Annotated in this window: 24 protein-coding genes; 6 read left to right on the forward strand and 18 right to left on the reverse strand. The window is 71.0% G+C overall.

The features are described 5' to 3' along the window. Positions 1-8 precede the first annotated feature (8 nt). The 4 genes from GQQ95_RS08445 to GQQ95_RS08460 form a co-directional block, all read right to left on the reverse strand. Entirely contained in the window at positions 9-2,315 is a 2,307-nt protein-coding gene (locus tag GQQ95_RS08445) for a heavy metal translocating P-type ATPase (RefSeq protein WP_157427207.1), read from the reverse strand. Continuing rightward, positions 2,312-2,677 carry a heavy-metal-associated domain-containing protein gene (locus tag GQQ95_RS08450; RefSeq protein WP_157427208.1) on the reverse strand — a complete coding sequence of 122 codons (366 nt, stop codon included), beginning with the start codon at positions 2,675-2,677 and terminating at the stop codon, positions 2,312-2,314. The genes GQQ95_RS08445 and GQQ95_RS08450 overlap by 4 nt, the downstream gene beginning before the upstream one ends. 209 nt (positions 2,678-2,886) lie before the next feature. Continuing rightward, a complete protein-coding gene (locus GQQ95_RS08455; RefSeq protein ID WP_170297019.1) occupies positions 2,887-4,152 on the reverse strand; it encodes a serine hydrolase domain-containing protein in 1,266 nt (421 codons plus the stop codon). Positions 4,153-4,266: 114 nt separating this feature from the next. After that, positions 4,267-5,568 carry an ATP-dependent DNA helicase gene (locus tag GQQ95_RS08460; protein ID WP_157427210.1) on the reverse strand — a complete coding sequence of 434 codons (1,302 nt, stop codon included), beginning with the start codon at positions 5,566-5,568 and terminating at the stop codon, positions 4,267-4,269. 232 nt (positions 5,569-5,800) lie between these two features. Between GQQ95_RS08460 and GQQ95_RS08465 the strand changes: the two genes are divergently transcribed. Beyond that, complete coding sequence (locus tag GQQ95_RS08465) at positions 5,801-6,856, forward strand: hypothetical protein (RefSeq protein WP_157427211.1); 1,056 nt, start codon at positions 5,801-5,803, stop codon at positions 6,854-6,856. A gap of 104 nt (positions 6,857-6,960) precedes the next feature. Here the strand turns inward: GQQ95_RS08465 and GQQ95_RS08470 are convergent, their stop codons facing one another. The 5 genes from GQQ95_RS08470 to rpmB form a co-directional block, all read right to left on the reverse strand. Then, positions 6,961-8,931, reverse strand: coding sequence for a bifunctional copper resistance protein CopD/cytochrome c oxidase assembly protein (locus GQQ95_RS08470; RefSeq protein WP_212275357.1), 1,971 nt, complete (start codon positions 8,929-8,931; stop codon positions 6,961-6,963). 275 nt (positions 8,932-9,206) lie between these two features. Continuing rightward, on the reverse strand, positions 9,207-9,494 hold the full coding sequence (locus tag GQQ95_RS08475) for an HU family DNA-binding protein (protein WP_157427212.1): 288 nt from the start codon (positions 9,492-9,494) through the stop codon (positions 9,207-9,209). Positions 9,495-9,842: 348 nt separating this feature from the next. Continuing rightward, positions 9,843-10,148 carry a 30S ribosomal protein S14 gene (gene rpsN / locus GQQ95_RS08480; RefSeq protein ID WP_156998430.1) on the reverse strand — a complete coding sequence of 102 codons (306 nt, stop codon included), beginning with the start codon at positions 10,146-10,148 and terminating at the stop codon, positions 9,843-9,845. Positions 10,149-10,151: 3 nt separating this feature from the next. Next, positions 10,152-10,319: a 50S ribosomal protein L33 gene (gene rpmG / locus GQQ95_RS08485; protein ID WP_055853968.1), complete on the reverse strand. Its 168-nt coding sequence runs from the start codon at positions 10,317-10,319 to the stop codon at positions 10,152-10,154. Then, positions 10,319-10,555: a 50S ribosomal protein L28 gene (gene rpmB, locus GQQ95_RS08490; protein WP_157427213.1), complete on the reverse strand. Its 237-nt coding sequence runs from the start codon at positions 10,553-10,555 to the stop codon at positions 10,319-10,321. Before rpmB ends, rpmG begins: the two co-directional genes overlap by 1 nt. Positions 10,556-10,806: 251 nt before the next feature. Here rpmB and GQQ95_RS08495 point away from each other — a divergent pair, with 251 nt between their 5' ends. Further along, positions 10,807-11,202, forward strand: coding sequence for an MmcQ/YjbR family DNA-binding protein (locus tag GQQ95_RS08495; protein ID WP_157427214.1), 396 nt, complete (start codon positions 10,807-10,809; stop codon positions 11,200-11,202). Here GQQ95_RS08495 and GQQ95_RS08500 read toward each other — a convergent pair. Next, on the reverse strand, positions 11,199-11,909 hold the full coding sequence (locus tag GQQ95_RS08500; RefSeq protein ID WP_170297020.1) for a YrhK family protein: 711 nt from the start codon (positions 11,907-11,909) through the stop codon (positions 11,199-11,201). The genes GQQ95_RS08495 and GQQ95_RS08500 overlap by 4 nt on opposite strands. A gap of 244 nt (positions 11,910-12,153) precedes the next feature. Between GQQ95_RS08500 and gad the strand changes: the two genes are divergently transcribed. Continuing rightward, on the forward strand, positions 12,154-13,608 hold the full coding sequence (gene gad / locus GQQ95_RS08505; RefSeq protein ID WP_157427215.1) for a glutamate decarboxylase: 1,455 nt from the start codon (positions 12,154-12,156) through the stop codon (positions 13,606-13,608). Positions 13,609-13,733: 125 nt separating this feature from the next. On the opposite strand, the gene GQQ95_RS08510 is transcribed toward gad, so the two are convergent. Genes GQQ95_RS08510 through GQQ95_RS08520 form a run of 3 tightly spaced genes read right to left on the reverse strand, consistent with a single transcriptional unit; the run spans position 13,734 to position 16,953 of the window. Continuing rightward, complete coding sequence (locus GQQ95_RS08510) at positions 13,734-14,636, reverse strand: glycine betaine ABC transporter substrate-binding protein (protein ID WP_157427216.1); 903 nt, start codon at positions 14,634-14,636, stop codon at positions 13,734-13,736. Continuing rightward, the gene (locus GQQ95_RS08515; RefSeq protein WP_157427217.1) at positions 14,633-15,607 is read right to left on the reverse strand and encodes an ABC transporter permease; all 975 of its coding nucleotides are present in this window, start codon (positions 15,605-15,607) and stop codon (positions 14,633-14,635) included. Before GQQ95_RS08515 ends, GQQ95_RS08510 begins: the two co-directional genes overlap by 4 nt. After that, complete coding sequence (locus tag GQQ95_RS08520; protein WP_157427218.1) at positions 15,604-16,953, reverse strand: quaternary amine ABC transporter ATP-binding protein; 1,350 nt, start codon at positions 16,951-16,953, stop codon at positions 15,604-15,606. The genes GQQ95_RS08515 and GQQ95_RS08520 overlap by 4 nt, the downstream gene beginning before the upstream one ends. Positions 16,954-17,434: 481 nt before the next feature. On the opposite strand from GQQ95_RS08520, the gene GQQ95_RS08525 reads away from it, so the two are divergent. Both GQQ95_RS08525 and GQQ95_RS08530 read left to right on the forward strand, forming a co-directional pair. Beyond that, the gene (locus GQQ95_RS08525; RefSeq protein ID WP_157427219.1) at positions 17,435-18,238 is read left to right on the forward strand and encodes a phosphatase PAP2 family protein; all 804 of its coding nucleotides are present in this window, start codon (positions 17,435-17,437) and stop codon (positions 18,236-18,238) included. Positions 18,239-18,243: 5 nt separating this feature from the next. After that, complete coding sequence (locus GQQ95_RS08530; RefSeq protein WP_157427220.1) at positions 18,244-19,011, forward strand: phosphatase PAP2 family protein; 768 nt, start codon at positions 18,244-18,246, stop codon at positions 19,009-19,011. Between the two features lie 69 nt (positions 19,012-19,080). Here GQQ95_RS08530 and GQQ95_RS08535 read toward each other — a convergent pair whose 3' ends face one another. From GQQ95_RS08535 to GQQ95_RS08555, 5 genes are read right to left on the reverse strand one after another with little or no spacing between them, the layout of a single operon-like run. Next, positions 19,081-19,512, reverse strand: coding sequence for a Fur family transcriptional regulator (locus tag GQQ95_RS08535; protein ID WP_157427221.1), 432 nt, complete (start codon positions 19,510-19,512; stop codon positions 19,081-19,083). After that, entirely contained in the window at positions 19,509-20,351 is an 843-nt protein-coding gene (locus GQQ95_RS08540; protein ID WP_157427222.1) for a metal ABC transporter permease, read from the reverse strand. The genes GQQ95_RS08535 and GQQ95_RS08540 overlap by 4 nt, the downstream gene beginning before the upstream one ends. Then, positions 20,348-21,253, reverse strand: coding sequence for a metal ABC transporter permease (locus GQQ95_RS08545; RefSeq protein WP_157427223.1), 906 nt, complete (start codon positions 21,251-21,253; stop codon positions 20,348-20,350). Before GQQ95_RS08545 ends, GQQ95_RS08540 begins: the two co-directional genes overlap by 4 nt. A 49-nt stretch (positions 21,254-21,302) precedes the next feature. Beyond that, positions 21,303-22,118: a metal ABC transporter ATP-binding protein gene (locus tag GQQ95_RS08550; RefSeq protein ID WP_157427224.1), complete on the reverse strand. Its 816-nt coding sequence runs from the start codon at positions 22,116-22,118 to the stop codon at positions 21,303-21,305. A 7-nt stretch (positions 22,119-22,125) separates the two neighbouring features. Beyond that, positions 22,126-23,214: a metal ABC transporter substrate-binding protein gene (locus GQQ95_RS08555; protein WP_157427225.1), complete on the reverse strand. Its 1,089-nt coding sequence runs from the start codon at positions 23,212-23,214 to the stop codon at positions 22,126-22,128. A gap of 118 nt (positions 23,215-23,332) precedes the next feature. Here GQQ95_RS08555 and GQQ95_RS08560 point away from each other — a divergent pair, with 118 nt between their 5' ends. Next, on the forward strand, positions 23,333-23,818 hold the full coding sequence (locus GQQ95_RS08560) for a GNAT family N-acetyltransferase (RefSeq protein ID WP_170297021.1): 486 nt from the start codon (positions 23,333-23,335) through the stop codon (positions 23,816-23,818). Positions 23,819-23,839 lie beyond the last annotated feature (21 nt).

Genomic DNA, 23,839 nt, shown 5'->3' on the forward strand with positions numbered 1-23,839 from the left:
CCAGCGGATCAGGCGATCCCGCGGAACCGCCGCAGCCGCAGGCTGTTGCCCACGACGAACACCGACGAGAACGCCATGGCCGCGCCCGCGACGAGCGGGTTCAGCATGCCGAGCATCGCCACCGGGATCGCGGCCACGTTGTAGGCGAAGGCCCAGAACAGGTTGCCCTTGATCGTGGCCAGCGTGCCCCGCGAGAGGCGGATCGCGTCGACGACGGCCACCAGGTCGCTGCGCACGAGCGTCAGGTCGCTCGCCTCGATCGCGACATCCGTGCCGGTGCCCATCGCGATGCCGAGGTCGGCCGTGGCGAGCGCCACGGCGTCGTTGACGCCGTCGCCGACCATCGCGACGATGCGGCCCTCGGCCTGCAGGGCCCGCACGACGTCGGCCTTCTCGGAGGGCAGCACCCCGGCCCGCACCAGGTCGATGCCGACCTCGGCGGCCACGGCCCTCGCCACGCGCTCGTTGTCGCCCGTGACCAGCATGGGCGTCAGACCGAGCGCGCGCATCTGCGCCACGGCGGCCGCGCTGTTCGGCTTCACGGTGTCGGTCACGCTCAGGATGCCGCGCGCACGGCCGTCCCAGGCCACGGCGACCACCGTGCCGCCCGACGCCTCGAGCTCGGCCTGGCGCTCGGCCAGTTCCGTGGGCAGCTCGACCGCCCACTGCTCGGCGAGCCACCCAGGGCGACCCACGAGGACCAGACGCCCCTCGACGACGGCCTGCACGCCGAGCCCCTGCGTCGAGGCGAAGTCCTCGAGCGCGGGCAGCGTCGCGGCAGCCCCGGTCCCCACACCGGCCAACGCCTGGGCCTCGGCGGCGGCGGCGGCGGCCGTGACGGCAGCGGCGATCGGATGCTCCGACCCCGCCTCGGCGGCCCCGGCGAAGCGGAGCACCTCGGCCCCGGCCTCGCCATCGGCGGGAACGACGGCGGCGAGCGACATCCGCCCGCTCGTGACCGTGCCGGTCTTGTCGAGCACGATCGTGTCGACGCGACGGGTGGACTCCAGGATCTGCGGCCCCTTGATGAGGATCCCGAGCTGCACGCCGCGCGCGGTGCCGACGAGCAGCGCCATCGGCGTCGCGAGGCCGAGGGCGCAGGGGCACGCCACGATGAGCGTGGCGACGGCCGCCGTGAACGCGACCTCGGGCCCGGCGCCGGCAAGCAGCCAGCCGACCAGCGCCGCGAGCGAGAGCCCGATGACGATCGGCACGAAGATCGACGAGACACGGTCGGCGAGGCGCTGCACCTCGGCTTTGCCGGTCTGCGCCTGCTCGACGAGCCGTGCCATCGCCGCCAGCTCGGTGTCGGCGCCGACCCGCGTGGCGCGAACCACGAGGCGACCGCCGACATTGATGGTGGCTCCGACGACGGATGCCCCGGGCCCGACCTCCAGGGGCACGGACTCGCCCGTGAGCATGCTCGCGTCGATCGCCGAGCCGCCCTCGACCACGATGCCGTCGGTGGCGACCTTCTCGCCGGGTCGCACGACGAAGCGGTCGTCGACGGCGAGGTCGGCCACCGGCATCCGCACCTCGACGCCGTCGCGAAGGACGGATGCCTCGCTCGCGCCCATCTCGAGGAGCGCCGTGATGGCGGCCGTCGAGCTGCGCTTGGCCCGCGACTCGGCGTACCGCCCCGCGAGCACGAACACGGTCACGGCCGAGGCGACCTCGAGGTAGATCTCGTCGGCTCCCCCGCCCGGCGCCGTGAACAGCGCGAACTCCATGGTCATGCCCGGCATGCCGGCCTGCCCGAGGAACAGTGCGTAGAGCGACCAGCCGAGCGCGGCGAGCACGCCGACGCTGATGAGCGTGTCCATGGTCGCGGCGCCGTGCCGGAGGTTGATCCAGGCGGCCCGGTGGAACGGCCAGCCGCCCCAGACCGCGACCGGTGCGGCGAGCACGAGCGCGAGCCACTGCCAGTTCGTGAACTGGAGGGCCGGGATCATCGACATCGCGACGACCGGCACCGTGAGCACGGTCGAGACGATCAGGCGCTGCCGAAGGGATGCCGCCTCGCCGCGCTCGCTTCCACTGTCGGCGCCATGCGGCTCGGCGCCCCGCGTCTCGTCACCCGCGGGCGCGGGCCGAGGCGGGGGCGGCGGCAGCTCGGCGGTGTAGCCGGTGGCCTCGACGGTCGCGATCGCCTCCTCGACGGTGACGCCGTCGGGCAGGCGCACGCTGGCCTTCTCCGTCGCGTAGTTGACCGTGGCCTCGACGCCCGGCATGCGGTTCAGCTTCTTCTCGATACGGGCCGCGCAGGAGGCGCAGGTCATGCCGCCGACGAGGAGGTCGACCTGCTGCGCGCTCATGACGCGGATGCGGCGAGTTCGTAGCCGGCCTCGTCGACGGCCCCGGCGAGCGTCTCCTCGTCGAGCGCGGATGCGCTGCGGACCGTGACCGTGGAGACCCCGCCCGCGACCAGCTCGACCCGCACGTCGGCGACCCCGGCCAGCCCGGAGAGCTCCTCGGTGACGCTCGCGACGCAGTGCGAGCAGGTCATGCCCGCGACGCCGAAGGTCGTGACGACCGCGTCGTCAGGCGTGGCATCCGCCGGTCGTCCGGGTGCACTGGCGGGCCGAGGCGAGCCGGGGCCGTCATGGCGTTCGCCCGGTCGTCCGATCGAGAGCGTGCTGTTGCAGCATCCGCCGGTCGTGTCATTCGTGTCGCACATCGTGTGATCCTCTCCGTCACTAATACCCCTACCGGGTACCCGTGTGAGCACAACGATAGCGCACGTCGGCGATATTCCCCAGCCGGGGTCACGGTCACCGCCTGCGGCCCCTCGCCCGCGGCGGATGGACGGCGTGCAGCAGCGGCGACGAACCGCGGCGGTTCCTCGGCGGGAGACCCGGCCTGCGCCGAGGGCGAGCGTGCGGGCGCCTACTTCGCGGCGGCCGGCGCCGGGAGGGTGGTCTCCACGGCGACGTCGGCGCATGGCGCGGATTCCTGCATCTTCGCCGTGGCCTGCTCGAGCGACCAGGGCAGCTCGATGATGGGGGCGTCGCGGCCCTCCGCGGGCGCAGCCTTCGACCCGATCGAGGCGAGCGCGAACGCGACCTCGCGGACGAATCCGGGAGGAGGGGACGAGTTGTTCAGGGCGACCACGACCGTCAGCCCGCTCTCGGGGTCGGTGAAGGCGGCCGTCAGGGCGCCGGCGGTCTCGCCGGCATCGCCGCGCATGGGTCCGTAACTCTGGCCGCCGATGCCGGCCTCGACCCAGCTCGGGGCGTCGCCGCCGACCGGGTGCGTCTTCCACTGCTTCGCCGCCATGCTCTCAGAGAGCAGCGACCCCGTCGCGAACGCCTCGCTGAAGCGGCGGAGGTCGCCGAGGGTCGTGGTCGCGCCCGCGGCCGACCCACCGATCGAGCTCGACTGCCTGGAGTCGTCGTACCTGATCTTGCAGTCGAGCTTGCCATCGGGGTTCACGGCCGCCGAGTAGGCCCCGAGCACGCCGGAGCCGACCGAGGTCGGGGCCGGGATCGCCGTCGACTCCATGCCGAGCGGGCCGAGCACCTCGCCCCGGGCGAGGTCGTTCCACGACTGGCCCGTCACGCGCTTTGCGCCCATTCCGGCCAGGAGCACGCCCGTTCGGGACGGCCGCACCTGCTCGCCGGCCTCACCCGTGCGGGGAAGCGCCATCGCCGCGGCGACGAGCTCGTTCTCGGACCACGGACGCTCGGGGTTGGACACGAAGACGTTCTCGAGGTGCGGGTAGTAGTCGGCGATGCCCGACGTGTGCCGGCAGAGCTCCTCGTAGGTCACGCCCTCGAGGCCCGGAATCCAGTCGACGTCCTCGGCGATGTCATCGCCCAGGTCGAGCCGGCCGGCGTCGGCGAGCTTCAGCACGGCGGTGCACGTCACCTCGGACGTGATCGTGCCCATGCGGAAGGGCGTGTCGGTCGTGACCTTGTCGGCGCCCTCATCGAACGAGACCGTCCCGGATGCCGCGGTCCACGAGCCGGCCCACGGTGCCCACACCCCCGCGACCCCGCCGCTCGCACCGCTCAGGGCGATCGCCTGCTCGAGGACGCCGGTGAGCGCGGCGCCGGTGTCCTCCGGCAGCCGGCCGTCGACCGAGTCGAACTGCGCGGCGGCCTCGTCGGGACCGAAGGAGCAGCCCTGCAGGCCGAGTCCGAGCGCGAGCACGACGGACGCCGCGGCGACAGATCCCCATCTGCGCCGGGTAAGCCCCCTGCGATCACCCACTCGCACCCCTAGCTGTGTCGACGCGATTCTAACCCGACGCTCCTGGGGAAAACGTCAGGCGCTGCCGATCTCGCGTTCGGCGCCCGACATGAAGCGTTCGACCGCCGGATCGACGATGATGTCGCTCGGCCGCAGGGGTCGACTGAGGTACAGCCCGTCGAGCGAGGTGAGCCGGCTGAGCGCCACGTACGTCTGCCCGGGGCTGAACACCCGAGGGCCGAGGTCGACGATGGCCGAGTCGTAGCTCGCCCCCTGGGACTTGTGGATGGTCACCGCCCACGCGAGGCGCAACGGGAACTGGGTGAACTCCGCCACGATCTGGCGCTCGAGCTTCTTGCGCGTCGGGTCCCAGGAGTACTTGTACTTCTCCCAGGTGGCCGGTTCGACGTCGTGGACCTCGCCGTCGACGTCGACGCGGACGTCGCGATCGAGTTCGACCACGGTGCCGATCGTGCCGTTGACCCAACGCTGCCCGTCGGGGCCGATCGCGGTGTCGTTGCGGAGGAACATGACCTGGGCGCCGACCTTGAGCTCGAGCCGCTCGTCGGCCGGGTAGGCCCGCCCGCCGAAGTCACCGGCGACCTCGGCCTCGTTCGCCTTGGAGTGGCCCGGGAGGCGATGCAGCTGCGTGGCGTTGATGCGGTTGACGGTGCCGTTCGTGGTCGCGAGCGTGATGGCGCCGTGCTCGGGCACTGGGCGCCGGGCGCCGACCGCGTTCAGCACTCCGGCGATCTCGGCCGTCACGCGCCCGTGGCGCACGGCGTTCAGCATGAACTTGAACTCGTCGTCGTGCTGGCGGTGCACCTCGTCGAGCTCGAAGATGCGCAGGCCCGTCTCGCGCCAGACCTTCGCGTCGAAGAACCACATCGAGTCGTACGTGTCGGCGAAGTACGCCCGCTCGTCGCCGTCGCCCGGCACCGGAGCCAGCTGGTACGGATCCCCGAACAGCACGACCTGCACGCCGCCGAAGGGCTCGTGCCTGCGCTGCCTCGCCTGGCGGAGCGCCCGGTCCATCGCGTCCATCAGGTCGGCGTTCACCATGGAGATCTCGTCGATGACGAGCGTGTCCATGGCGTTCAGGATCTTGCGCACCGCGTCGTTCTGCTCGATCTCGTGGTCGGCGATGACCCCGATCGGCAACCGGAACAGCGAGTGGATCGTCTGCCCGCCGACGTTCAGCGCCGCCACGCCCGTGGGCGCGCAGATCACGATCTGCTTCTGCGTGTTCCAGTTGAGGTGGTTGAGCAGCGTCGACTTGCCGGTACCGGCTCGGCCGGTGACGAACACGTGGTCGCGCGTTCCCTCGATCGCCTCGAAGACCGCGGACTGCTCGCGGGTGAGGGTCAGGGGGGCCACGGGTACTCCGGTCTCGCGCGCCGCCGGTCGGCGCGATCCAACTGTAGCCGCGCGGGCGCGCGACGCCGCCGCCGGGCCCCCGGGGTGTGGGGCATCCGCTTCCGTCCTCGGCTGTGGACGAGCGGTGGCGACCTCGAGCGAGCGGATGCCGCGCCGCGGGCGCCGGCGGCCGCTCGACGCCGCGGGCGCGTACGTTCTGCTCATGGCATCCGCCCCCGTTTAGACTGTCGAGGTGACTGGGGCCGGGGTTCGCAGCGGCCGGCTCTCCGTGCTGGCGATCGCCGGGTGGGCCGGACTCGCCCTGCTGCTCGGCAGCGCATTCCTGGCCGCCCTCGGCGGGCTCAACCAGACGACGTACGGTGCCGCGAACTTCGTGCAGCGCTACCTCGAGGCGGTGGCCGAGGACGACATGGCGACGGCCACGACGACCCCCGGCGTCGCCCTCGACGCCGACGACATCGCCGCCATGGGCCTGCCCGCCGACGTCTCCAGCGCGATGCTGCGATCGGGGGTGATCGAAGCCGGCCCCGAAGACGTGCAGATCGTGCAGGACGCCGCCAACGAGGACGGCACCCACTCGGTGTCGGTGAGCTACCGGCTCGGCACGTCCATCCTGGAGTCGACGTTCGACGTTCGCCCCATCGAGCCGCTCTACGGCCTCCTCAACCGGTGGGAGTTCGTCACCAGCCCGATCACGGTCGTCGACGTGACCGCGGAGCACAACCCCGTGTTCACCGTCGGGACCCTCACGCTCGACACCCGCGCCACGAAGACCGGCGACGAGCTCGCCGCGTTCACCCAGACCGCTCCCTACCTCGCGATCGCACCCGCCGTCTACGAGTTCGGGTACGCCGACACCCTGCTCGAGGCCATCCCGGTGACGGTGGAGCTCGAGCCGGCCAAGACGGCTCCGGTGACCGTCGACGCCCAGCCGACGGCGGACTTCGTCAAGCGCGTCCAGGCCCAGGTCGACACGTACCTCGACGAGTGCGCCACGCAGCCCGTGCTGCAGCCCGCCAACTGCCCCTTCGGCATCGAGATCGACGACCGCGTCATCGGCGATCCGGCATGGTCGATCGTGGGCTACCCGCCCGTCACGCTCGCGGCGGGCGAGAGCGCGTTCGAGATGCCGCCGACCGACGGCGTCGCGCACATCTCCGTCGAGGTGCAGTCCCTCTTCGACGGTGAGATCTCGCAGCTCGAGGAGGACCGGCCGTTCAAGGTGGCCCTCACGACGACGATCAGGCCCGACGGCAGCATCGCGATCCAGCTGCAGCAGACCGGCTGAAGACCGGATCGGCAGCGGCTCCGGCCGCGCTCAGGGCTCCGGCCTCGCTCAGCCGCAGGTCCGCGCTCAGCCGCAGGCCCGCGCTCAGCCGCGGTCGGTCGTGCTCAGCCGCGCCGGTCGTGCTCCGCGATGGCGGCGAGCCGCGCGTTGTACGCCTCGAGCTCGGCGTCGCCGGTGCGGTCGGCGTGCCGGTCGTGGCGCTTGGACTCCTTCTGGTCGCTGCGACGCCACTGCATGGCCACGGTGATCGCGAGCGCCACGGTCGGGATCTCGCCGATCGACCACGCGATGCCGCCCCCGGTCTGCTGGTCGATGAGGGCGTCGGTGCCCCAGCCCATCGCGCCGTACCAGTCGGCGAGGAGCAGGCCGGTGCTCGACATGATCGCGAGGCCGAAGAACGCGTGCATGGCCATCGTGCCGAGCAGCAGCACGAGGCGGAACGGGTACGGGAGCCGGTAGGGCACCGGGTCGATGCCGATGAGCGACTGCACGAAGAGGTACCCCGTGATGAGGAAGTGGACGATCATCCACTCGTGGCCGAGGTGGTCGACCATCGTCCAGCGGAAGAGAGGGGTGAAGTAGAAGACCCAGAGCGATCCCGCGAACAGCGCGGCCGCGACCAGCGGGTTCGCGATGAAACCCGCGAACTTCGAGTGCACGGCGAGCAGGATCCACTCGCGTCCGCCTCGCGAACCGTCCTTCCGGGCACGGATGGCGCGCGCCGCGAGCGTGACCGGAGCCCCGGGCACGAGCAGGACGGGCACCGCCATCGTCAGCACCATGTGCGCCGCCATGTGCGCCGAGAACAGGTACTGCTCGTACGCGTTCACGCCGCCGTTGGTGACGTATGCGAGCAGGAGCATGCCGGCGACCCAGAGCACCGTGCGGTACACGGGCCAGGCGTCGCCGCGGCGTCGCAGGCGCCACACGCCGGCGACGTAGAAGAAGATGCCGAACCCGCACGCGAAGATCCAGAGCAGGTCGAGGTTCCACTCGGTGAAGTACCGCCACAGCTCGGGCCACGGCGGCAGCGGCTCACCGGTGAGGATCTCGGCGGGCGTGCGTGCGATCGTGCCCGGCTCCTCCCCCACCGGGGTGGCGGTGCGCGCGAGCGCCGCGGCGACACCGGAGGCGATGCCCATGAACACGAGCTCGCCGACGACGATGAGCCAGAACTCCCGCACGCCGGAGGACCCGCCTCGCGACATCCGCCCGATGAGGTACCGGCGCTGCAGGGCGCCGAACCCGCCGATCGCGAGCAGCGCGAGCACCTTCACGATGACGAGCACGCCGTACTGGTTCGCGAGCTGGTCCCACGTGCCGATGCGGAGCGCGGCGCTCGCGTACCCCGACACCGCGACGACGATGAAGCTGATGAGGGCGACGGTCGAGTACCGCGCGAGCACGATCGGGAGGCGCTTCGCGTCGAGTTCGCGGCGCAGGAGCACGATCGTGAGCAGGCCGCCGAGCCAGACGCCCGCGAAGATGAGGTGCAGCCCGAGCGCGGTGATCGCCGCGGCGTGGCCGGCCGTGCCCGCCGCGTGCCCCTGCTGCGCCATCGGGATGAGCGAGGCCACCGAGAGCACCGTGACGAAGAGCACCGCCGTGTGGTTGCGCACCGCGAAGCAGAGCACCGTCACGGCCGCACCCATGAGCGTGGTGGTCAGCCACGACTGCCCGAGCGGGATCGACGTGAGGAACTGCCCGAGCTGGGCCCCGAAGGTGTCGCCGAGACTCAGCGGCACGCCGGTCACCACGAGGAAGGTCAGCAGGCCGGTGACCGCGCTCGCGACCGTGAACACCGCAGCGGATGCCGCAGCCACGTCGAGCGCGACATCGAACTCGCGTCGCTTCGGGGCGAGCGCCCACACGGCGAGCACGAGGGAGCCGATCATGCCGGCCGCGCCGAGGTTGACGAACAGCTTCGCGATCGGCAGGCCCCACCGGGAGAAGGCCCCCGGGTCCTGGATCAGCTGCGGCGCCGCTCCCCCGCCGTACGCGAGCGCCGCGACCGTCGCCGCGAGCGCGGCGACGATGAGGACGGCAGGGCCGAACACGCGGACGGAGCGGGGCACCGGACAAGCCTACGCGTCGGCGGGGCTCCGCCAGCCCACAGGCGGTTACGGCCCGGGCCGCGCCCGCGGGCGCCTCGGTCGGGGCGAGGCCCGCGCCGCGGCATCCGCTCGTGCCGAATTCCGGACTTCTCGACGACTGACCGCGTGTCGTGGCCTCTGGCGCGGCGCGTCGGGCCGGAACTCCGGAATCCGGCACATCCGCACGGCGGCGAGCGGCCGCCGGGAACGACGAAGGGCGCCCGGCCGGAGCCGGACGCCCTTCGATGTCGCGGAGACTACTTCGCGGCGGCCTTCAGCTTCGAGCCGGCCGAGATCTTGACCGAGTGACCGGCCGGGATCTGGATCTCGGCACCGGTCTGCGGGTTGCGACCCGTGCGCGCGGCGCGCGAGGTGCGCTCGACGGCGAGCCAGCCCGGGATCGAGACCTTGGTGTCGGAGCCGACGGCCTCTGCGAACGCCTCGAAGAGGCCGCCGAGAACGGCGTCGACGGTGGCCTGGCTCTGTCCGGTCGACGCAGCGACCTTCGCGACGAGCTCGGTCTTGTTGAGCGACTTGTCAGCCATTGAATGTCCTCCTCGGACCTTCGCTGTTCTGTACAGCATTGTGAGTTCTCGGGAACGATCGTTCAACCGCCCCCGTGGCCGATCGGGCCGCCTCGAATGTAGCAGAGAACCCCGGAAACTCGCGGATTTCCGGCCTTTTCGAGCAACTCGGCCCGGCGTGTCGGATGCCGCGGGCGCTCGACCGGGAGACCGCGGACGCCGTCTGGGGCGCCGGCCCGGCGACGCCGGAGAGCGGCGTCGCCGACCCCGTTCGACGCGCGATACGCGCGCGGAGGGCCTCCGGAACGCAGAAGAGAGGCGCCCCGGAGATCCGGGACGCCTCTCTTCAGGAAGCGGTGAGGCTAGGCCTTACCAGCTCGACTTGGTGATGCCGGGCAGTTCGCCACGGTGCGCCATGTCACGGAAGCGGACGCGCGAGACGCCGAACTTCGTGAGGACACCGCGGGGGCGGCCGTCGATCGCGTCGCGCGAGCGGACGCGGATCGGGGAGGCGTTGCGGGGCAGCTTCTGCAGGCCCACGCGAGCGGCCTCGCGGCTCTCGTCGGTGCCGTTCGGGTCGATCAGGGCCTTCTTCAGCTCGAGGCGCTTCGCCGCGTAGCGGTCGACGATCACCTTGCGCTGCTCGTTGCGCGCGATCTTGCTCTTCTTCGCCATGTCTTAGCGCTCCTCTCGGAAGTCGACGTGCTTGCGCACCACGGGGTCGTACTTCTTGAGCACGAGACGGTCGGGGTTGTTGCGACGGTTCTTGCGGGTCACGTACGTGAACCCGGTGCCGGCCGTCGAACGGAGCTTGATGATGGGACGAATGTCCTGCTGCTTCGCCATTAGAGCTTCACCCCACGAGCCTGGATGTCCTTGACGACCGTCTCGATGCCGCGGGCGTCGATCACCTTGATGCCCTTGGCGGACACGTTCAGGGTGACGTTACGACGAAGCGACGGCACGTAATAGGTCTTCTTCTGCACGTTCGGGTCGAAGCGGCGCTTCGTCCGGCGGTGCGAGTGCGAGATGTTGTGGCCGAAGCCGGGAACGGCTCCAGTCACCTGGCACACTGCTGCCATTGGTCTTTCCTCCAATACCGAGGGGCGGATGCCCCTCCCAAGGTCTCTTGTCTGCTGACCCTCCCCACGCCGAGGCCCGCGATTTCTCGCGGAGTCTGGAAGGGGAGTGTCGCGGTCTGGACAGTGGAGTGCCCAGCCAAAGGAACAGCCTACCAGAGAGGCCGATGACGGCCGAATCGAGCGGATGCCGCGTGCGCGACGTCGTGCCTCCGGTGCTGCGCCGGGGCATCCGGAGGCGTAGCCTGACGCGCATGGCGACCTGGGACGACGTGCGCGAGCTCGCGCTGAGCCTCCCCGAGGCGAGCGAGCACGTCTCCTCGCGCGGGAAGCTCGAATGGAAGGTGCGGGCGAAGGCGTTCGTGCTGGAACGGCCGCTGCGCCGCGCGGACCTCGATTCCCTCGGCATCGCCGAACAGCGCGGCCCGGTGCTGGCGGCGAAGACCGAGGACGAGGCCGTGAAGCTCGCGCTCACCACCGAGGACCCGTCGGTGTTCTTCACGACACCGCACTTCGACGGCTACGCCACGGTGCTCGTGCACCTCGATCGCATCCCACGGCGCCGGCTCTCGGAGGTCGTCGCCGAGGCGTGGGCGGCCACCGCTCCCGAGAAGCTCGTGCGCGAGTACCTGCGGCACAACGTCGACTAGTCCCGGCTCTCGACCTGGACCGGGGCCTTCGGGCCGATCGCGCGTCGCGAGAGCAGCGCCGCGGCGAGGAAGCAGAGCGCGCCGATGATCGTGCCGAGATTGGCCCAGAACGCGCTCACGAGCGTGTCCGTCTGCGGCACCACGTAGGCCCCGACGGCCGAGGCCGCGAAGGCGATCGAGCCGAGCAGGTTCAGCCATGTGCCGTGCCAGGTCCGCGAATGCCGGTCCCACAGCGAGCCGCGATCCTTGGTCGCCACGACCGCGAAGGCGCTCGAGACCAGGAAGGCGGCGGATCCCCAGGCGTCGGGCCGCCACCCGGCCCCGAGGCGCTCCGGGTCGGCCAGCGCCGCGGCGAGCGCGGCCGCGGTGCTGATGTTGAAGAGGAGCGTGCCTGCGAACTGCACGGCCGCCGCCCACCAGTCCCAGCGGTCGGCCCGGTTGGTGCCCCGCCGCGGGATGCGTCGCCCGCTGAGGCTCAGCTGGATGAACGCGGCCAGCGTGAAGAAGACGGAGCCCACGACGAACGTGGCCGCGGCACCGACCGCGCCGACCCACGCGGCATACCAGGGGAGGGCGCCCACGAAGAAGCAGAGGGAGCCGATCGCGAAGCCCCACGCCTCGCGCCGGAGCCTGAGCTGCCGGCGCCCGGCATCGCTGCCGCCGGCCACGCTTCCGGGAGGAGTGCTCGTCGGGACATCCGCTCGCATTCAGGTCGCCCTTCGCCCAGGCGGCAGACGCCGCGTCGGCGGCCTCCGGGATCACGACCTCCCGCGGCCCGCCGGTCCCACCATACTCAGCCCGATCCCGGGGGTGTCCGACCTATTGACGGCCTGTCACCCAAGGGCCACACTCGGTGATTGGGCCGTCTGTTGGGGGATCGACACCCGACCCCCGCCGTCTCCGGCGCGCTCAGTTCGACGCAATGACGGAGCAGGACACAGGGGGAAGCACATGACGGATCTCACGCCTCGATCGAACGCGGCGAGCGGCGACGGCGCACCGAACCGGACCGATCGCCCGACCCGGGGATTCTCGGGCATCGGGGACAGCAATCAACTGAACCCGATCTTCGCGCGAGAGGGCGAAGCCACCGACTTCCCGCTGAACCGACTGCCCGACCGCGAGTCACTGCCCGAGACCGCCTACCAGGTCGTGCACGACGAGTCGATGCTCGACGGCAACGCGCGCCTGAACCTGGCGACCTTCGTCGGCACGTGGATGGACCCGTTCGCGACGAAGCTGTACGCCGAGTCGGCCGACAAGAACATGGTCGACAAGGACGAGTACCCGCAGACCGCGGCGATCGAGACGCGCTGCTGGAAGATGATCGCCACCCTCTGGAACGCCCCGAGCGCCGAGGGCGCCATCGGCACCTCCACGATCGGCTCGTCGGAGGCCTGCATGCTCGGCGGCCTCGCCCTGAAGCGGCGGTGGCAGCTCGCGCGTCGCGCCGAGGGCAAGTCGACCGAGAAGCCGAACCTGATCCTCTCGAGCGCCGTGCAGGTGTGCTGGGAGAAGTTCTGCAACTACTTCGACGTCGAGGCCAGGTACGTGCCGATCAGCGACGAGCACAAGGTGCTCGACGGCCACGACCTCGAGAAGTACGTCGATGAGAACACCATCGGCGTCGTCGGCATCATGGGCGTCACGTACACCGGCATGTACGAGCCGATCGCGCAGATCGCCGCCGCCCTCGACCGGATCCAGGCCGAGACCGGACTCGACGTAAAGATCCACGTCGACGGGGCATCCGGCGGCATGGTCGCCCCGTTCCTCCAGCCCGAGCTCGAGTGGGACTTCCGGGTCGAGCGCGTCGTCTCGATCAGCACGTCCGCGCACAAGTACGGCCTCGTCTACCCCGGTCTCGGCTGGGTGGTCTGGCGCACGGTCGAGGACCTGCCCCAGGAGCTCGTCTTCGACGTGACCTACCTCGGCGGGCACATGCCGAGCTTCGCGCTCAACTTCTCGCGGCCGGGCGCCCAGGTGCTGCTCCAGTACTACCTGTTCCTCCGCCTCGGGTGGGACGGCTTCCGCAAGGTGCAGCAGGCCTCGCAGGACGTCGCCGTCTACCTCTCCGGCGAGATCGGCAAGATGGACGCGTTCGACCTGTGGAACGACGGCACCGACATCCCGGTGTTCGCCTGGCAGCTCACGCCCGGGCACACGGACAAGTGGAACCTCTACCACCTGTCGGAGCGCCTGCGCCTGAAGGGCTGGCTGATCCCGGCCTACCCGATGCCCGACGACATCTCCGACCTCGTCGTGCAGCGCATCGTGGTGCGCAACGGGCTGAGCCGCAACCTCGCCGAGTCGCTCGTGCTCGACATCCAGGAGTCGGTCGCGTACCTCGACGCCCTCGAATCCCCGATGCCGGTCGAGGGCCAGGTGGTGGCCTTCACGCACTGAGGCCTGGGGGCCGACCGCCGGGCAGGCCACGCGGATGCCGCGGGCAGACGGATGCCGCGGGCAGCAACGCTGCGCCGCGGCATCCGCTCGTGCTCGTCGTATTCGACGTGCTCGTCCTGCTCGGATCAGGCCGTGAGCGAGTCGACGTACTCCTGGTTCTCGGAGATCCACTGCTCGACCACGGGCGCGTAGTCGTCGGAGTCGTTCTCGTTGAACATCGCGTTCTCGAGCGAGTACAGCAGCTCGGAGTCCATCGTGAAGGCCTGCAGCCAGCCGGCGAGCGTCGGGTGGGTCTCCTCGAACGAGGCCGAGCTGTACGAGTGGATGCCCTCGGCACTGCCGAGCGCGCCCTGCGGGTCCGCGAGGTCCTTGATCGGGAACGCGTCGTAGGCCCAGTGCGGGCTCCAGAGCGTCACGGCGATGTTCTCGCCCGCATCGGTGGCCGCGGTCAGCTCGGAGAGCATCGCGGGCGTCGAGCTCGTGAGGTACTCCAGGTCCTCGAGGCCGTAGCCCGGGATGACCTCCTCGCTCGTGACCCGGTTCAGGCCCGAGCCGGGCTCGATGCCGACGAGGCGATTGCCGAACAGGTCGGCGTTGTCGGCCAGTTCGTCGAGCGAGTCGATCGGGGCATCCGCGTTCACGGCGATGGTGAGCTTCGCCTCGTCGTTCCAGGCCCCGAGGTCGACGATGTCCTCGCCGTACTCCTCGACGTAGTCGGCGTGCGTGATCGGCAGCCACGTGTCGAGCGTCACGTCGTAGTCCTCGCTCGCGAGGCCGCTGTAGACGGGCGCCGGGTCGGCGTACTCGAGCTCGACGTCGTAGCCCTGCTCGGTGAGCACGGCCTTCCAGAGCTCGCTGGCCGCGACGCCCTCGTCCCAGCCGTTGAACACGGCGATGGTGACGTCCTTCCGGTCGCCGTTCTCGAGCGCCTCGCCGGCGTCGCCGGCGCCTCCGGCCGAGCATCCGGCGAGCAGCAGGGCGGATGCCGCGCCGAGCGCGAGGCCTCCGGTGAGCGTGGACTTCTTCATGGTGTTTCCTTTCCTCCCGCGAGCTGTGGGTCGCGGGTGTTGGGGAGCGCCGCGCGTTCACGCGACGGGTCTGCCGGCGTGGTGCCCGTTCCGGCATCCGCTGGCGAGTTCGTCCGGGCGCGGCGCCCGGCTCCGCGACCGCGGCCGGCACCGAGCGCCCCCGTGATGCGGTCGAGGATGATCGCGAGGATCACCACCGAGAGGCCCGCCTCGAATCCGAGGGCGACGTCGATGCGGTTGAGCGAGGCGACCACGTCACCGCCGAGCCCGCCGGCGCCGACCATGCCGGCGATGACGACCATCGAGAGCGAGAGCATGATGACCTGGTTGACGCCGGCCATGATGCTCGGCATCGCGAGGGGCAGCTGGATCTGGCGCAGGATGCGGGCGGGCGACGCCCCGAACGCGTGCCCGGCCTCGACGACCTCGCGGTCGACGCCGCGGATGCCGAGCTCGGTGAGCCGCACGCCGGGCGCCATCGCGAACACGATCGTGGCGACGATGCCGGGCACGACGCCGACGCGGAAGAGGATCAGCGCCGGGATAAGGTACACGAACGCGGGCATGGTCTGCATGAAGTCGAGCACCGGCCGCACGAGCTTGGAGGCGAGCTCCGAGCGGGCGGTCCAGATGCCGACGGGCACGGCGATCGCGATGGCGATCGTGCTCGCGACGAGTACCAGGGCGAGCGACTCCATCGCGTGCTCCCACTGGTCGACGCCGACGATCACGAGGAGGCCGATCGCGGTGCCGACGGCGAGCTTCCAGCCCTTCACCGCCCAGGCGACCGCGGCAAGCGCGAGGATCACGAGCCAGAACGGCGGGGTGACCAGGACGAACTCGACGGCGTCGTAGAAGGCGAGGAAGACGGCGCGGACGATCTGGAAGAACCAGCCGAGCGTGTCGGTGAGCACGTCGATGAACCCCTCGGCGAGGTCGCCGAGCGGGAGGCGGAAGTCGAGGTCGTTCACGCGCGGCTCCCCTCGAACGCGGTGGGTTCGCCGACCTGCTGCGGGATGTCCGGCGGCGCCGCGGCCGCGGTCTCTCGCAGGGTCGCGTTCATGACCTCGGCCGAGACGGTCGCGGGCGTCTGCAGTGCCTGGAGCTCCGCGGTGTCCGTCGAGACGTTGCCGAGGGCGGCGAGCAGCGTCACGCGGGGCACCGCGCCGAGGAGCCGGCCCTCCTCGTCGACGACGGCGAGGGGCAGCGCCTGCTCGACCGAGCTCTCGAGCAGGTCGCTGAGCAGCACGTCCGGTCCGACGGCGGCGTAGTCGTCGGTGATCGCGCCCTCGAGCGATCGTTCCCCGCGCCGCACGAGTCGCAGCACGTCCCGGTCGTGGGCGACGCCCACGAGGCGCCGGCCGGATGCCACGACGTAGACCATGGAGGTCTGGAGGTCGCGCATCGCGCGGAGGGCCGCGCGCGGTCCTGCCGACGCGGATGCCACGGCGCGCGGCGCCTCCATCACGTTGCCGGCGGTCAGTACCCGCGCGCGGTCGACGTCCTGCACGAACTGGGCCACGTAGTCGTCGGCGGGGTCGGTGAGGATCTCCTCGGCCGACCCGATCTGCACGACGCGGCCGTCGCGCATGACCGCGATGCGATCGCCGAGGAACATCGCCTCGTTGAGGTCGTGGGTGATGAACACGATGGTCTTGCCGAGTTCCTGCTGCAGCTCGATGAGCTGCTCCTGCATCTCCCGGCGGATGAGCGGATCGAGCGCGCTGAACGCCTCGTCCATGAGGAGGATGTCGGCGTCGGCGGCCAGCGCTCGGGCGAGGCCGACGCGCTGCTGCATGCCGCCGGACAGTTCGGAGGGGAGCTTCTCGCCCCAGCCGCCGAGGCCGACGCGGTCGAGCACGCGCTCGGCCTTCGCGCGGCGCTCGGCGAGCGGCACCCCCTGCACCTCGAGGCCGTACGCGGCATTGTCGAGCACGTTCAGGTGCGGGAGCAGGGCGAAGTGCTGGAACACCATCGCGATGTGCGTGCGGCGCACCTCACGGAGCTTCGCAGCGCCGACGCCCGTGATCGGGTGGCCCATGACGGAGACCGAACCGACCGTCGGCTCGACGAGACCGTTCAGCATCCGGATGAGCGTCGACTTGCCGGAACCCGACAGGCCCATGACGACGAAGATCTCGCCCTGGCGGACATCGAAGTCGACGTCGATCACCGCGGCGGTGCCGAGGCCGGCGAGGTCCTCGCGCGAGGCCCCGGCTCTCAGCCGTTCGAGCGCCTCCGACGGCTTCCGACCGAAGAATCTGGTGAGGTTCCTGACCTCGAGGGCAGGCGGGTTCGTGCTGTGATGTTCGGACATCGCAGGGTGCTCCAAGGGCGCGCATGCAGACCATCGAGGCCGGGTGCAGGGCATCGCTGTGCGCACGCGTCACGGCCGGGTTCCGGCGATCCGGGAATCCGGGACTCAAGCGCGACGGCACGTCGTGCGAATCCCGGTTCCAGCGCGCATCGCCATCGGGGCGGTGCACCACGCGCAGAACCGTACGACCCGGTGGAACGTCCGCCGAGGCGGCATCCGCCAGGGGCGCGGACTGGGTTGTTCGGCCCGTGAGGGCCGTCGTCAACCGTATGCCGCTCGCGCGTCGCTCGCCAAATCAGTTCGAAGGAATGCGCCTCTGACCGGGAGTTTCCGGTCCGCCAGTTCGGCGTGACCGATGGGTCCGAGACGAGGGCTAGCAGTTCGCCTCGCCACGCGCAATGCCTCAGCGCTGCGGCGGAGCGGCCGTACGGTGAAGGGGCCGATCCCGACGCCCGAGCGGGCCGCGGCTGAGAGGCCCGACATGACCGAGACCACCGAGCGACCCGGCAAGCTGCGCCGCTTCCACGAGCGATTCATGGTGGAGGAGCGCGTCCTGCCGGCCTCCGCGAAGCGAAACCTCTTCATCGTGGCCGCCCTGCTCATCGTCGCGGGCCTCGCGGCGTTCCTCTTCATCTTCGACTCCGTGCTCGAGGCCGACGACGTGTCCATGGTCGACGCCCCCGTCGAGCGCTGGCTCGACGGCAGCCACGCCGAGTGGCTCACCGTAGTCATGACGGTGCTCGCCACCGTCTTCGGCCCGATCGCGATGCCCGTCATCATCCTCGTCACGACGGTCACCTGGGGCCTCCTGGCCAAGCACGCGTGGCGGCCCCTGCTGCTCGCCGGGGGCATGCTCCTCGGCGTGATCATCGTGCAGGTCCTGGCCCCCGTCATCTCGCGAGAGCGTCCGCCGGTCGGCGACATGATGCTCGAGATCGACCACACCTCGTCGTTCCCCTCAGGCCACGTGATGGGCGTGGCCGACTTCCTCTTCATCACGACGTACCTCGTGTTCTCGCGGCACCGCCGGCCCGTGATCACCGTGCTCGCCTTCGTCGGGGCATCCGTCATCGTGCTGCTCACCGCCGCCTGCCGCATCTACCTCGGCTACCACTGGGCGACCGATGCCCTCGCATCGATCGCGCTGTCGCTGGTCGTGCTCGGCCTCGTGATCGCGGTCGACACCTGGCGCACCGTGCGGGTCGGGACCCCCGCCGAGGTGGAGGCATCCGAAGCCCGCTCGTCGGAGGCGACCGGGGCGCCGGAGCGCGACCGGTCGGAGTGAGCGGCATGGACGAGCAGTCGCCCGATGACGGCACCCCGCGCGGCGACCGGCAGGGGCCGGCCCACGACTCCGAGCCGCACGCGCCGAGCCCCGCCTCCACCGCTCCCGCAGCCGTGCGGGTGGCCCGCTTCTGGCCCGTCGTGTCGGGCGGCGCCGCGCTCGCCCTGGTCACCGTGCTGGCGCTCGTGCTCGTCTATCGCGGGCAGGACAAGCCGTTCGGATTCGAGGTCGAGTTCATGGCCGGTCTCGCCGCCAACCGGGCCGACTGGCTCACGACGCCCGCCCTCGTGTTCAACGCCGTCGGCGGCGGCCTCCTCTCGACCTTCGCGGTTCCGGCCCTGGTCATCGGCGGGCTCCTGCTGTTCCGAAGGCCGTGGGCCGCCGGCTACTACCTGTTGGCGACCATCGCGAGTGCCACCGTGACGCGCGTCATCAAGGTCATCGTCGCGCGTCCGCGGCCGGAGGAGATCCTGGTGCAGCCCGACTTCGGGTCGTTCCCCTCAGGACACAGCGCGAATGCGGCCGTGACGGCCGCGGCGCTCGGCCTGATCTTCCTGCGCACCTGGGTCTGGGTGACGGGGGCCGTGTACACGCTGCTCATGATGTTCAGCCGCACCTACCTCGGCGCGCACTGGATCTCGGACACGCTCGGCGGGCTCCTCGTCGGTGTCGGCATCGCCGTGATCATCTGGGCGCCGTTCGCGAATCGGCTCTACCGAGAACATCGGATGCCGCATCCGCCCGTCTGGGTGCGCGTGCGGCATCACGCCTAGGGCTCGACCGGTCTGCTCGAGCCGTCCCGGTCGGCCTCAGCCCCGGTCGGCCTGCCGTCCAGGCCGGCCTCAGCCCCGGTCGGCCTCGACCTTCGAGTCGGCGCCGTCGGCGACGACGAGCTTCGTGCAGTTCGCGCACAGGCCGAACACGTCGACGACGTGAGCGGCCTGGGTGAAGCCGTGCTCGGCCGCGACCCCCTTGGCCCAGGCCTCGACCTCGTCGGCGGCGATCTCGACCGTGAGACCGCAGTTGCGGCAGATCAGGTGATGGTGGTGCCCGGTGGTGCTGCACGCCCGGTAGAGGGCCTCGCCCTCGGGTGACTGCAGGGAGTCGGCCTCGCCGCTCGAGGCGAGGTCTCCGAGGGCGCGGTACACGGTGGCCAGTCCGATGGGCGAGCCACTGGCGTGCAGTGTCGAATGCAGCGCCTGCGCGCTGATGAAGCCCTCGGTGTCGTCGAGGGCCTCGCGAACGGCTTCGCGTTGCCAGGTGTTTCGCTTCATGCGGTGCGTGCATCCTCTGCGGTCTCCACGGGAATCGCGGATGCCCTCCACGGTAGTGCGCGAAGCTTGGAACCGAGCAGCGCCAGGAGCAGGAAGCCGGTGGCGGCGAGCACGATCGCGGGACCGGCGGCGATCGCGAGGGCCCGCGAGGCGAGCACGCCGAGCACCCCGGATGCCGCACCGATGGCCGGGGCCGTCACGAGCATGCCCCGGTAGGTCGTCGTGACCAGTCGTGCGGCGGCCGCGGGCGCCGCGATGAGCGCGATCGCGAGGATCGCGCCGACCGCGGGCAGCGCGCTGACGACCGTCGCCGCGGTCAGGCCGAGCACGAGGAGCTCGATCGGCCATTCGCGGTATCCGGCGGCCCTGAATCCGGCCTGGTCGAAGGTCGAGAAGACGATGCGCCGGCCGAAGACGACGACCAGCACGAGCGCCACCAGGCCGACGCATGCCGCGAGCAGAATGTCTGCGGGGGTCACCGTGAGGATCGAGCCGACGAGCAGGGATTCGGGCTGCACGGGAAGGCTCGGCACGACCGCCGCCAGAATCGCGCCGGCCGCGAAGCCGCCCGTGAGCACGATGCCCGCTGCCACCTGGGCACCCTGATTGCGCACCCGCGCGATGCCGGTCATCACGAGCACGAGCACGACGGATGCCGCGGCCGCGCCGAGCGGCACGCTCACGCCGAGCGCCGCCGCGGCGACGGCGCCCGGATACGTGCCGTGCGTGAGCGCCTGGGCGAAGAAGGTGCGCCGGCGCAGGACCACGAGGCAGCCGACGAACCCGCCGACGGCGCCGATGATGATCGCCGCGACCAGCGCCCGTTCGAAGTAGCTCATGCGGTCCGCTCCCCCGTGCCCGCCACGCTCCGATGCTCCGAGCGGATGCCTCGGGCGAACCGGTCGCGCAGCAGGCGGACGCCGAGCACTATCGCATAGCCGAGCACGAAGACCGCGACGACCGTGCTCCCGGCGGGCAGGTCGACGCCCGCGCCCACGCTCGCGGCGAAGCCCGCGGCCAGGCCGAGCCACGATGCGAGGGCGGCGAAGACCGCGGCGATCGGGAAGAGCAGCCAGAGCCTGACGGAGACGAGGCGGGCCACGGCCCCCGGCACGACGAGGAAGGCCAGGACGAGCAACGAGCCCACGGTGCTCGCACCCGCGACGACCACGAGCGCGACCGCGATGTTGAGCCCGAGGTCGAGGCCGAACGGCGAGTCCCCTGCTGCACGGCTGCCGGCAGGGTCGAAGGCGCGGAAGAGCTGTTGCTTGCCCGTCAGTGCGACGAGAACCAGGGCGAGGACGCTGACGACGACGAGTGGGAGCACCTCGCTCGGCGGGATCGTGAGGACGCGGCCGAAGAGCAGGGCCTCGAGCGCGCCGGCGTAGTCGTCGCTCCTCGAGACGACGATGACGCCGATGCTGAACGTCGTCGTCAGCACGACGGCGATACCAGCATCGGTGGTTACCCCCGTTCGGCCGAGCCAGGTGAGGAGGACGGCTCCGAGGAGCGCGGCCACGGCCGCGCCCGGAAGCACTCCCGCGGTGCCCCCGATCGCCAGGCCGATCGCGAGCCCGGGGAAGACCGCGTGGGTGAGCCCGTCGCTGATGAACTCGAGCCCGCGCAGGTTCACGAGCACCCCGACCACGCCGGCGACGATGGCGAGGACGAGGAGCACGACGAGCGCCCGCCCCATGAACGGCACCGCGAAGGCGCCGAAGAGCGCCTCACCGAGGCTCATGCGCGACCACTCCCCCGCCGCCCGCCGGAGTTGCATGCCGAGTGCGGCATCAATGGCCCTCGTGGCCGGGCACGACCAGCGTGTGCTCGTCGATCTCGACCTCGACGCCGTCGAAGCACCGCTGCACGTTGCCGAGCGTGAGCACGTCCGCCACTGGCCCGAACGACAACTGGCCACCGTTCACGAGCAGCACGAGGTCGCAGACCTGCTGCGCGAGCTCGAGGTCGTGCGTCGACACGAGCACGGCGACACCGTCGCGCTTCAGGCGGCGAAGGGTGGCGACGAGTGCGTCGCGATTCGGCTGGTCGAGTCCGTTGAAGGGCTCGTCGAGCAGCAGCAGCTCGGGCTCGGCCGCCAGTGCGCGTGCGAGCAGGCCGCGCTGGCGCTGCCCGCCCGAGAGTTGGCCGAATCGCGTGGCGGCGAGCTCCTCGAGTCCGACCGTCTCGAGCGCGTGGCGGACGGCGGCCCGATCGGCTCTCCCGGGCCACCGCAGGAGCCCCAGACGGCGATAGCGTCCCTGCATCACGACCTGCTCGAGGCTGATCGGGAAGTCGAGGTCGAACTCCATGCTCTGCGGCAGGAATCCGAGCATGCCGCGATCGGAATGCTTCGCCGTGACCGGCCGAGCCGCGGCATCCGCCATCGGCCCTGACGCCTCGCCGACGGGTTCTCCGAGGCTCATCCGACCGTGCGTCAGCGGCACGAGTCCCAGGATCCCGCGCAGCAGCGTGGACTTGCCAGCGCCGTTCGGCCCGATGAGCGCGACCGCCTCACCACGCCCGATGGCGAAGTCGAACCCGCCGACGGAACTGCCTCCGGGGTACGTGAAGGTGGCGTCGTCGAGGCGCACCACGTTCTCGGTCATGCCGTCATCATCGCAGTGCGTCGGGCAGGGCGGAAGGCTCGACACCCCAGGACTCGACGATCAGGCGCGTGTTGTGGATCTGCGAGCCGAGGTACGTGCCGCCCTCGGAATCGGGCTCGCCCAGCGAGTCGCCGTAGAGGGCGTCGGGACCCGAGTAGACCGTGACCCCGGCCTCGTTCGCGATCGCCTCGGCCGTCTTGGGGGAGAGGGAGGCCTCGGAGAAGACGGCGTTCGTGCCCGTCTCCCTGATCGCGGCGACGAGCTCGTCGATGTCGTGCGCGCTGGGCTCGGCGTTGTCGTCGAAGCTCGGGATCACGCTGCCCACGAACACGAGGTCGTAGGCATCGATGTAGTACGTGAAGGCGTCGTGGTTGGTCACGAGGAGGCGCTCGTCGGCGGGCACGGGGGAGACGCTCTCCTCGATCCAGGCGTCGAGGGCGTTCAGTTGCTCGACGTAGGCCGCCTGGCTGCCTTCGAGGGCCGCGGCGTCGACACCGTCGATGCCGGCGAGGCCCGCGCCGATGTTCTCGACCATCGCCACGGCCAGCGCCGGGTCCGTCCAGATGTGCGGGTTGCCGCCCTCGTGGTCGTGCCCGGCGTGCTCGTCCTCGGCATGCTGGTCCTCGGCGTGCTCCTCCTCGGCATGTTCCGCGTGCTCGTCCTCGGCATGCGCGTCGCCCTCCTCATCACCATGGCCGTGATCGTCGGTGCCGAAGAGTTCGATGCCCTCGCTCGCGTCGACGAGCTCGCCGTCGAAGCCGGCGGCCTCGAGCGCGTCGTCGAGCCAGGACTCGAGGCCGGCGCCGTTCATGACGACGGCGTCGGCGTCGGAGAGCGCCAGCAGCTGGGCCGCGGAGGGGTCGAAGCTGTGCGCGCTCTGGCCGGGGGAGAGGAGCTGGGTGACCTCGGCCGAGTCGCCGACGAGCTCGTGCACGAAGTCGCCGACCTGCGTGGTCGTCGCCACGATCTTCGGACCGTCGCCGGTGTCGGATGCCGCGGGCGCGGCGCATCCGGCGAGCAGGAGCACGCCGGCGCCGGCGGTTGCGAACATGCCGATGGTGCGGGGGCGCGGGCGGGGCGTCGAGGTGGTCGGCATGTCTTCGACCCTACGCTTATTGATAATGGTTGTCAAAATCACGTGCAGCGTTACGTCGCTGTGAACTCTCGGGGTGGACCGCTCGCGCATGTCGGTCGCACATGCCACCATGAACGACGTGGATACGACGACCCCCTCCCTTGCGTTGCATCCGTTCACCGTCGAAGACGCCGAGCGGCTCCTGTCCGGCGAGGTCGACCCTCACGACGGCTGGGCCGGCGGCTACTCCTTCACCGACGAGCCCGAGCTGCTGCGCGAGTTCGTCCGCGCCGTGCGCATGTCCGGCGATCCGGCGCCGTTCGGCCCCTACCTCGTCCGACTCCCCGACGAGGGCGCCGCCATCGGCGGCGTCAACCTGTTCGGCCCGCTCAGCGACGACGGCGAGATCGAGTTCGCGTTCGGACTCGTCCCAGCGGCGCGCGGGCGCGGCCTCGCCGAGATCGTGGTCGGCGAGGCGCTCGCACTGGTTCGGGCCAACGGCGGGCTCGTCGCCACGGCCGAGGCCGAGATCGCGAACCTGCCGGCCCGTCGGGTGCTCGAGCGCGTCGGCATGGGGGAGCGGTCGCGCACGAGCGAGTCCATCACGTACGCGATCCGGTTCTGACCCGGGCGCGACCTGGCGGCC

The organism is Agromyces salentinus (genome assembly GCF_009749395.1).
Lineage (GTDB): Bacteria > Actinomycetota > Actinomycetes > Actinomycetales > Microbacteriaceae > Agromyces > Agromyces salentinus.